Below are 8814 nucleotides of genomic sequence, written 5' to 3'. Positions count from 1 at the left end.
ACGCCATCCAACTACACGTTCACGTAGTTCAGGAGCATTCTCTTTCCAAAGACTGATCCACATTTTGTCTTGATGACTAGGCATATCAGGCATAAAAAAATCCCCTTTAATAACTGTAAATCAAAAACATATTCCAAGCATCGCTAAACAGTTAGAAATGCTTTGAGTGAACGAATTTCACTCACTCAAAGATTTTGCTTCCGCAGAAAACTCGATAATAAAACTAGCCCCAAGTTATTAAAAAGCATTCCTCAGGAATTATTTGAGATTTTTATTGAACAGTATGAGATAATGAGAGATGAAGGCAAAAAGTACATTATTGTCATTATTTGTGGCATTGTGTATTATTTCATTTTTTCCAGATATTCATGCAGAGCCTTCAGTCGAGATAATAATGGAGAAAACCACATACACATATTGTGAAAAATTATTTTACATAATTGAAGTTTCTGAAATCACAAAAGAGTCTGCAATAATTCACATCAGAGACGAATCAGGTAAAGGTAGTAGTGCAATTCCAATTCAAATTACAAATTTGCAAACCCCAGTTCCATCACTAATTCCATTTGAAAAAGAAGTATTCCCATTAGGAAAATATTTCATAGACATTGATTATTCTGGAGTCCAAGTAACTGCAGAATTTAATTTGATTGATTCAAATTCAATATGTATTCCAGAATTAATTAAACCCATAATGGCCAACTGGTTGTCTGGAAATATTTCAGATGGGTTTCTAATGGATGCATTTGAAAAATATGTAGATAAAAAATTAGTGAATATCCCTATTGAGATTGATGAGAATAATGTTTACGATGTAACTATTCCAAATTGGGTAAAAAATGTAGGGTATTGGTGGATTGGAGACGCAATTTCTGATAAAGATCTAGGTAATACTCTAAACTATTTAATTGAGAAAAAAATTATCTCTTTTTCATCACAAAGTATTGATGAAATATGAACAAACATTCAATCATTACAGGGATTGCAATCATTGTAATTGTAATTCCATTTTCGGTTTCGGGATTAAACATTCTAGGAGCGCAGACATTAGAATATAGATGGAACAGTCCAGGTGAATTTAGTTTCTTTGGAATGTCAAATCACGGAGAGATGGAATTTTGTAACACTATTCCATTCTGGACTAGTTTTCAAGAATTTGAGGTCGGAGCATTTTATGATTCAAAACATATTGGCTCATTTGTTGTAAAACCTTTGACAATTAACCCATTATCATCACATGTTCAAGAAGGTATTTTCTCATCTGAAGAGCTTGCAGCATCTCAGCATGTCTTTATGACTTTGGATTTCGAGTTTGATGGCGGAGATATTAGACTTGATCCAAACAAGTTCATAATTTTAATTCAAACAGATACCCCCATTATTGGAATAATTCCATATTCAACTACAACTCAGATATCTGGATTTGATTTTGATAAAGTGATGAATTCAGAAAATTTGTATTGTGATTAGTTTTTACTTTTACTTGCTCTGGAGATAAGTGCTAAAATCACTCCAACAGAACCTGCAATACCAAATGCTACAAGTAAGGAAATCACCATTTGTTTACCCACACCTTGTGGAGTTGTTACAGTTGGTTTTGGAGTTGAATCAAGTACACATGCTCCATCTTTGAGAATAGTTCCAGGACCACATCGCTCATCAAGTACACATGCTCCATCTTTGAGAATAGTTCCAGGACCACACTCAACTTTTGGTATTGTTACAGTTGGTTTATCCTCAACTTTAGGTGGCGTTACAACAGGTGTCTCAATTGGGGTCTCTTCGGGTGTTTCTTCAACTGCAGGTGTTTCATCAGGTGTTTCTTCAACTGCAGGTGTTTCATCAGGTGTTTCTTCATCAGGTATTGTCACTGAACCACCAAATGTTGAACCAATGATTTCTATTTCTTCAGTTCCTGCAGGTAAATCAATACTTAGAGTTCTACTTTGAGCAGTAGTTTCAGTTTCAGTAAAAGTTGGTTCATCCCCATCAACTAAAATAATAAAATCATCATCCAACCCATCAAAAGTAGAATCAAAGAAAGAACGCTCAAATGTAATATCTAACATACCATTAGAATCTGGAACATCAACAGTAAGAATCAATGAAATAAAATCAATATCAGCCTCAATACTATCCAAAGTCATTCCAGTTGCAGTATAATCAATATCATAGGATGTACCTTCCACATCAACTGAGATTGTTTCAGCATAAACCAAAGCTGTAGAAATTATTGTAAATAGAATTAATCCAAGTGAGATTTTCAATAAAGAATTAACATTAGGGAAATGCTTTAGTCTGTCAGATTGCAATTTATCCACATTCATATTTTGCATTACGATATTTTAACCTCTAGATAGACGTTAAAAATGAAGAGCCCACAATAAATCACGTAAAAGTCAAGCTTTTTTGCTTATTTTTAAAGTTCAGGCAGGAATTATACTAGAATTGCCTAGATGACGCCACGAAGAATCTGAATAATTTTTTCAGCAATTACATTTGCTGCCAAAGATTGAGCCTCTTTTGTTTGAGCACCAATATGAGGAGTCAAGATTACGTTATCAAGTTCTGCCAATTTGTTTCCGATGGCAGGTTCTTTTTCAAAAACATCTAATGCTGCACCGCCTAGAGTTCCATTTTTGAGAGCATTGTAAAGTGCATCTTCATCAACGACACCACCGCGAGATGTATTGATAATTTTTGCAGTCTTTTTCATTGTTGACATTTTTTGTGCATCTAAAAGATGATGTGTAGAATCAAGCAGTGGGACATGTATTGAGATATAATCAGAACTTTGCAACAGAGTATTCAAATCAGCCTTCATCAATCCAACTTCTTTTGAAAACTCTTCATCGATTGGAACTACATCATATCCAATGATATTCATATTTAGTGCACGTGCAAGTCGTCCCAATCTTTTTCCGATATTACCTAAACCAATTATTCCAAGATATTTTCCTCGAAGTTCAGTTCCTTTAAGTTCTTTTTTGAGCCATTCTCCATTTCGAATTGCTCTATCACCTCTTGCTGTTTGTCTAGCAAGAGAAAGCATTAAACCCAAAACTAATTCAGCTACAGCATTCATTGCTCCTTCAACTGCATTTATTACACGAATGTTTTTTGCTTTAGCGGCAACTTGATCAACATTATCAAGTCCTACTCCAACACGTGCAATGATTTTACAATTATCTGCTTTGTCGATCATCTCTTTTGTTATAGTAGTTCTACTTCTAACAATCACAATATTGTAATTTGAAATTTTTTCTATAATTTGTTCAGGAGTAATTTCAGGCTCATAAGATACTTTGAGTCCATTATCGTCTAAAATCTTATTCAAAATAGGATCGACTTCATCACATATCAGTACTGAATCGTTAAATCCCATAATTTCAGAGGATGATCTACGGAATATAATTCATTAAGAAAAATAAAAAGAAAAAAAGATGTTAAAAGATCAAGAAGTAAGGATTTCTGCCACTACAGGAATTACTTCCCATAATGCGACATAATCGCCACTTGCTTGCATTTCAGAAGCTACTTCATCAGTGTACAAACCGTGAATGTTTAGTGCAGGATGAGCAATACTGTTCTTTCCCATTGGTGGGACAGCATCACTTGGATTGCCTAAAGCATATGCATAAGATGCTACTGGTGCTGGGATAACTCCTTTCTCAACTAGAACTGGGTTCAAGCCGAATGGGTCACCTGCTACAAAGACTGTAGCTGCGCCAGTGTAAATTGCTGCATAATCATGGTTTACTGCTGCGTATGCACCTGGTTCATCAAAAACCAAGTCAACAATCATGTTCTGTGAGCCACCGAGTAACCATGTTTCAGTTGCTGCGGATTGTACTCTGTTACCTTGAGTAACTCTGTCCAAGATTTCTCCAACAATGTGGAAGAATAGTGGTTCGTTACCGTGGTTTTCGATAAAGAGTCTCACGTGTTGATTATTTTCAACAAACAAGAGTTGTGATTGGTATTGCTTGTGTTCAATTCCATTCCATGGTTGTGCGACAAAGATGTTCTTTTTTACATCGCCATTGACGAGTAAGTTATGAGCCATGTTTGGTACATAACCGAATTGCATTCCGTTAACAACTGTTGCAGTGTTATGATGTTGGAACATTGCTCCGGCATCATAGTTGCCTTCAGGTGTTAGGTACAATTGATTGTATTGGAGTTGGAACTCTAATGCATCTGCATTATAGAACTTTCTGTCCAGTGATACTTTGCCAGCATTAACTTTTGTTTTCTCAACCATTAATTTCTTGTATCCATCAACAGGATCAACAATTGCAATTCCGTACATGCCGGAAAGGACGTGTTGGTCCATGCCAATTAGTTTGACACCAGAACAATGGTATTTGAAGACACCAGCTGCTTGTGCAATGTAACAATACTGACTTGTTTCGCCAGGATTGACAGATTCAAATGCTCCGGCAGAAATTTGTGAGGCGTGCATGTCGTTACCGTGTCCAGTAACTTCATCTGCTGGAATTGAAAGTGTCATTTTTACAACATCACCTTGTGTAACTCTTAGTGTTGGTCCTGGGACTTGTCCACTAAAGGTCATGGCGTTGTAAGTTTTTCCTCCCATAATTGGAAGTTCAACACTTTCACCAGTCAAATTAAACTCTACGACTTTTCGTCCAGAGTTTGACAAAACACCACAATCAGTTTCTGCGAATGCTTGAGGCATTACAAGCTGTAAACCGCCCATTTGATGGATTTGTTCAATTACATCGACATCCATTTTGTTGATATCAAGTGATTGTCCAGCAATCTGGGTTTGTGTGTATGTGCTTCCGAATAAGGTTGCCCCCATTACAGCTACTGCTGCAATTGTAAAGAGCATACTAACACGCTTATTCATAATGCACGATGACTAGCGATTCCTATATAATAATTCCCATTATGCTCATGTGAAAATATGAAGTTTTCAGAAAAAGAATGAATAATGGGTAAAAATGAAGTATAGTCAGCATGAAATTTAGACTAGATCAAGATTCACTTGGAAAAGTCAAAATCCCATCTGACGCTTACTATGGAGCATTTACAGGAAGAGCAATCAAGCAATACCATGTAACGGGGAACAAATGCCATGAGAGTTTGATAAAGTCGTTTGTAATGATAAAACGTTCTGCGGCAGTTGCAAACATGAAGACCAAAGCCATAGATGCAAAGCGAGGAAGAGCTATAGTTTCAGCATGTGATAAAATTCTGTCTGGAAAGTACGTAGATCAATTTGTAGTAGATATGATCAATTCCGGTGCAGGCACTGCATTTAACATGAATTCTAATGAAGTCATTGCAAATGTAGCATTAGAAGTATTACACAAGAAGAAAGGACAGTATGAGTTTCTCCATCCAAATGATCATGTAAATATGTCACAGTCCAGTAATGATACTTATCCTACTGCAATGCATGTTGCAATTTTGATGAATCTAAAAGAAACAATTCCAGCAATTGATATTTTAATAAAATCATTATCAAAAAAAGCAAAACAATTTTCATCATTTAAGAAAATTGGTAGAACGCACCTAATGGATGCATTACCAGTAACATTGGGAAGTGAATTTGGAGCATATGTAACATCAATTACCAAAGCAAGAAATGAAATTGCCTCATCACAAAAAGAATTACAAAATGTTGCTTTAGGTGGAACAGCTGTTGGTTCAGGTGCAAATACCCCCAAAGGATATAGAAAGATTGCAATATCAGAACTTTCAAAAATTTCAAAACTTGCGTTAAAACCTGAAAAAGATATGCAGCATAGTTTACAAAGTAAATTTGCTGTTGCAAATGCATCAAGTACTCTAAGAAACTTGGCTTTAGAAATAGGAAAACTTGCAAATGACATTAGACTAATGGCATCAGGTCCTATTGCAGGATTAGCAGAACTTGGAATTCCTGCAGTTCACGCAGGCTCATCAATTATGCCTGGAAAAGTCAATCCATCTTTGGCCGAATGCATGAATATGATTTGCTTTAACATAATAGGAAATGATACCTCAGTATCTTATGCTGCACAAAGTGGTCAGTTTGAGCTGAATGTCATGTTACCTGGAATGCTAAAATGCATGTTAGAGTCAACAGATATGCTCAAAAATTTCTTGCCAATATTTTCTGCAAATCTAATTGACGGGCTTACAGCAAATAAAGAAAAACTTCGTGCAGATATTGAAAATAGTCCAGTAATAGTTACATTGCTAACTCCAAAGATAGGATATCTAAAATCTGCAGAACTTTTCAAAGAATCACTAAAAACAGGAAAAACTATCAGAGAACTTGTTGTTTCAAAGAAATTAATGAGTAACAAAGAGATTGATTCTCTTTTCGGATAGAATATGGCAAAAATTTTTGTAGAAGCTTACGGATGTTCTGCAAGCTTTGGCGACTCTGAAATGATTTCAGGATTGATTCAAAATGGGGGACATACGCTAGTAGAGAATTCATCAGAATCAGATCTCAACATAGTAGTAACATGTTCTGTCAAGGACTCTACGGCAAATAAAATGATGTACAGAATAAAATCATTAAAATCAAAACCACTAATTGTTGCAGGATGCCTTCCAAAAGCAGAGCAATCCAGTGTAGAAAAATTTGCAGATAAAGCCAGTCTTTTAGGACCAAATTCGCTTGGTAAAACTCTTCAGATCATTAATTCAACACTAAATGGAAGAAAACAAATTGCATTAGAAGATTCAGATATTTCCAAAGTTGGACTTCCCAAAGTCAGACTAAATCCTACAGTAGGAATTGTAGAAATTGCAAGTGGATGTATGAGTGAATGTACATTTTGTCAAACCAAATTATCAAAAGGGGATCTTTCAAGCTACAGACTTGGTGACATTGTAAGACAAGTCCAAACAGAAATCAAAGAAGGATGTAAAGAAGTATGGTTAACATCTACAGATAATGGATGTTATGGATTTGATATTGGAACAGATTTACCATCGTTAGTTAACGCAGTTGTAGAAATTCCAGAGGATTTCAGGGTAAGAGTGGGAATGATGAATCCTATGTACATGCCAAGAATCAAAGATAAATTAATTGAATCTTATGATAATGACAAAGTCTTCAAATTCCTACACATCCCAGTTCAAAGTGGAAGCGATAAAGTACTGCACGATATGAAAAGAGGTCACACTGCAGGAACTTTTAGAGAAATAGTAAAAAAAGCAAGAGAGAGATTTAATCAATTTACAATTTCAACTGATATCATAGTTGGATTCCCTTCAGAAACCGAAGAAGATTTTCAGAAAACTGTATCTATGCTGGATGAAACAAAACCAGATACCATAAATCTATCCAGATATAGCGCCAGACCAGGTACAGATGCAGCAGAATTAAAACAATTAGATGCAGCAGAAGCTAAACGAAGAAGTAAGATAATTTTTGAGCAGATCAGTAAATTATCAATAGAATCCAACAGAAAGTGGATCGGTTGGAAAGGCAAGGTACTATTTGATGAAATGACAGATGAGGGGATCAAGGGAAGAAACTTTGCTTACAAGCCTGTATCAGTTGTTGACCAAGTGGCAATTGGTGAAGCCCACATTGTTGAAATCACTGATGCTACTGTAAAGAGACTTGTTGGAAAGATCGCAAGCTAAATTTTTTAGATCTAAAATTTGATTAAAAAAACGTAAGAAGGTTTTTTATGTAAATCAGAAAATAAGATCAGAATGAGTTTTCAAGTAAAAGAACCAATTTTAGTAATAGGCCTTGGAGGCGTAGGCTCAAAATTAGCAATTAAAGCAAAAAATTCTCTTAATTCAGATTGTTTACTAATTAGTAATGATGAAAAAGATTTCTCTTCAGGAAATCAATCAATTCATATTTCTACAAATGGTGTTGTAAATCCATCTGTTCAATTAATCAGAGGCTCAACTTACAATGTATCAGATGAAATAAAATCAAAGATTGAAGGATATTCTACAGTTATTCTAATGAGTAATTTAGCAGGCAAAGCAGGCTCAGCCATTGCTCCAGTAGTCTCTGAAATGTGTAAAGACCAAGGACTAGTTTCATTTGCAATTATGCCTTTCAAATATGAAAAAGATAGAATTTTCAATTCAGGTGTATCTCTAAAAAGAATTAGAGAGAATTCAAAATGTACAGTGGTATTAGATAATGATTCATTACTTGATAGCAATCCAGATTTGAGCCCAAAAACATGCTATGACATTGCAAATTCTGCAATTATGCATGTTGTAGAATCACTTGGAACTTCTGAGATATCTAATGAAACAAACATCCTCACAACAAGTAAAGATGGACAACATATTGAAGATTCTCTAAGAGATTCACTAAAAATGCTATATGGTAATGCACCACCAAATTCTATCAAACGCTCAATGTTGTATGTGGTTGGAGGCAGTAACATTCCAGTAGGAGTAATAAATTCGATTACAAACATTACAAGCGGAATTCTAAATGATAGTAATTCACAGATAGACATGAGCTCAACTTCTGATGAGTCAAAAGTTGTAATGTTATCATCAATACAAGGAATGACAAAATTTGACAACTATGATCCTCTCGGAATGATTCCACAGGAAGACACACTTGATTGGTCTACACCAGATTGCAGTATTGATTGCAAATTAGATTTGTATCAATTAGAATAGGTAATTTTTTAAAATTTATAATTTTTTAGAGTTTAATCTTTCTTTGGTGCTTCTTTAGCTGGTTCTTCTTTCTTTGGTGCTTCTTTAGCTGGTTCTTCTTTCTTTGGTGCTTCTTCTTTCTTTGGTGCTTCTTTAGCTCTGTCTCTTATACACATCTCCGAGCCCACGAGACAGTTT

General features: G+C 35.2%; 8 protein-coding genes. 5 read left to right on the top strand and 3 right to left on the bottom strand.

Annotated features, from left to right (window positions below; translation table 11 throughout):
* The first annotated feature begins 298 nt into the window (after nucleotides 1-298).
* Together ACW9W3_RS10830 and ACW9W3_RS10825 are read left to right on the top strand one after the other, a co-directional pair.
* Entirely contained in the window at nucleotides 299-958 is a 660-nt protein-coding gene (locus ACW9W3_RS10830) for a hypothetical protein (protein ID WP_457766138.1), read from the top strand.
* A complete protein-coding gene (locus tag ACW9W3_RS10825) occupies nucleotides 955-1470 on the top strand; it encodes a thr operon leader peptide (protein ID WP_457766137.1) in 516 nt (171 codons plus the stop codon). Before ACW9W3_RS10830 ends, ACW9W3_RS10825 begins: the two co-directional genes overlap by 4 nt.
* Here the strand turns inward: ACW9W3_RS10825 and ACW9W3_RS10820 are convergent.
* From ACW9W3_RS10820 to ACW9W3_RS10810, 3 genes are all read right to left on the bottom strand, one after another.
* Nucleotides 1467-2327, bottom strand: a complete 861-nt coding sequence (locus ACW9W3_RS10820; RefSeq protein ID WP_457766140.1) for a hypothetical protein — start codon at nucleotides 2325-2327, stop codon at nucleotides 1467-1469. The genes ACW9W3_RS10825 and ACW9W3_RS10820 overlap by 4 nt on opposite strands.
* A gap of 125 nt (nucleotides 2328-2452) precedes the next feature.
* Nucleotides 2453-3385 carry a D-2-hydroxyacid dehydrogenase gene (locus ACW9W3_RS10815; protein ID WP_457766136.1) on the bottom strand — a complete coding sequence of 311 codons (933 nt, stop codon included), beginning with the start codon at nucleotides 3383-3385 and terminating at the stop codon, nucleotides 2453-2455.
* Between the two features lie 69 nt (nucleotides 3386-3454).
* Nucleotides 3455-4858 (bottom strand): multicopper oxidase domain-containing protein, encoded by a 1404-nt coding sequence (locus tag ACW9W3_RS10810; protein ID WP_457766139.1) that lies wholly within the window; start codon nucleotides 4856-4858, stop codon nucleotides 3455-3457.
* A 128-nt stretch (nucleotides 4859-4986) separates the two neighbouring features.
* On the opposite strand from ACW9W3_RS10810, the gene ACW9W3_RS10805 reads away from it, so the two are divergent.
* The 3 genes from ACW9W3_RS10805 (at nucleotide 4987) to ACW9W3_RS10795 (ending at nucleotide 8637) form a co-directional block, all read left to right on the top strand.
* The gene (locus ACW9W3_RS10805) at nucleotides 4987-6348 is read left to right on the top strand and encodes an aspartate ammonia-lyase (RefSeq protein ID WP_457766135.1); all 1362 of its coding nucleotides are present in this window, start codon (nucleotides 4987-4989) and stop codon (nucleotides 6346-6348) included.
* Nucleotides 6349-6351: 3 nt separating this feature from the next.
* Nucleotides 6352-7620, top strand: coding sequence for a tRNA (N(6)-L-threonylcarbamoyladenosine(37)-C(2))-methylthiotransferase (locus tag ACW9W3_RS10800; RefSeq protein WP_457766134.1), 1269 nt, complete (start codon nucleotides 6352-6354; stop codon nucleotides 7618-7620).
* A gap of 72 nt (nucleotides 7621-7692) precedes the next feature.
* Nucleotides 7693-8637, top strand: coding sequence for a cell division protein FtsZ (locus tag ACW9W3_RS10795; RefSeq protein ID WP_457766133.1), 945 nt, complete (start codon nucleotides 7693-7695; stop codon nucleotides 8635-8637).
* The last annotated feature ends 177 nt before the right edge of the window (nucleotides 8638-8814 follow it).

The sequence above is a fragment of the Candidatus Nitrosopumilus sp. bin_68KS genome (assembly GCF_054095825.1).
Note: the sequence above shows the minus strand (reverse complement) of the source record. Positions and strands in the feature narration are given on the sequence as shown.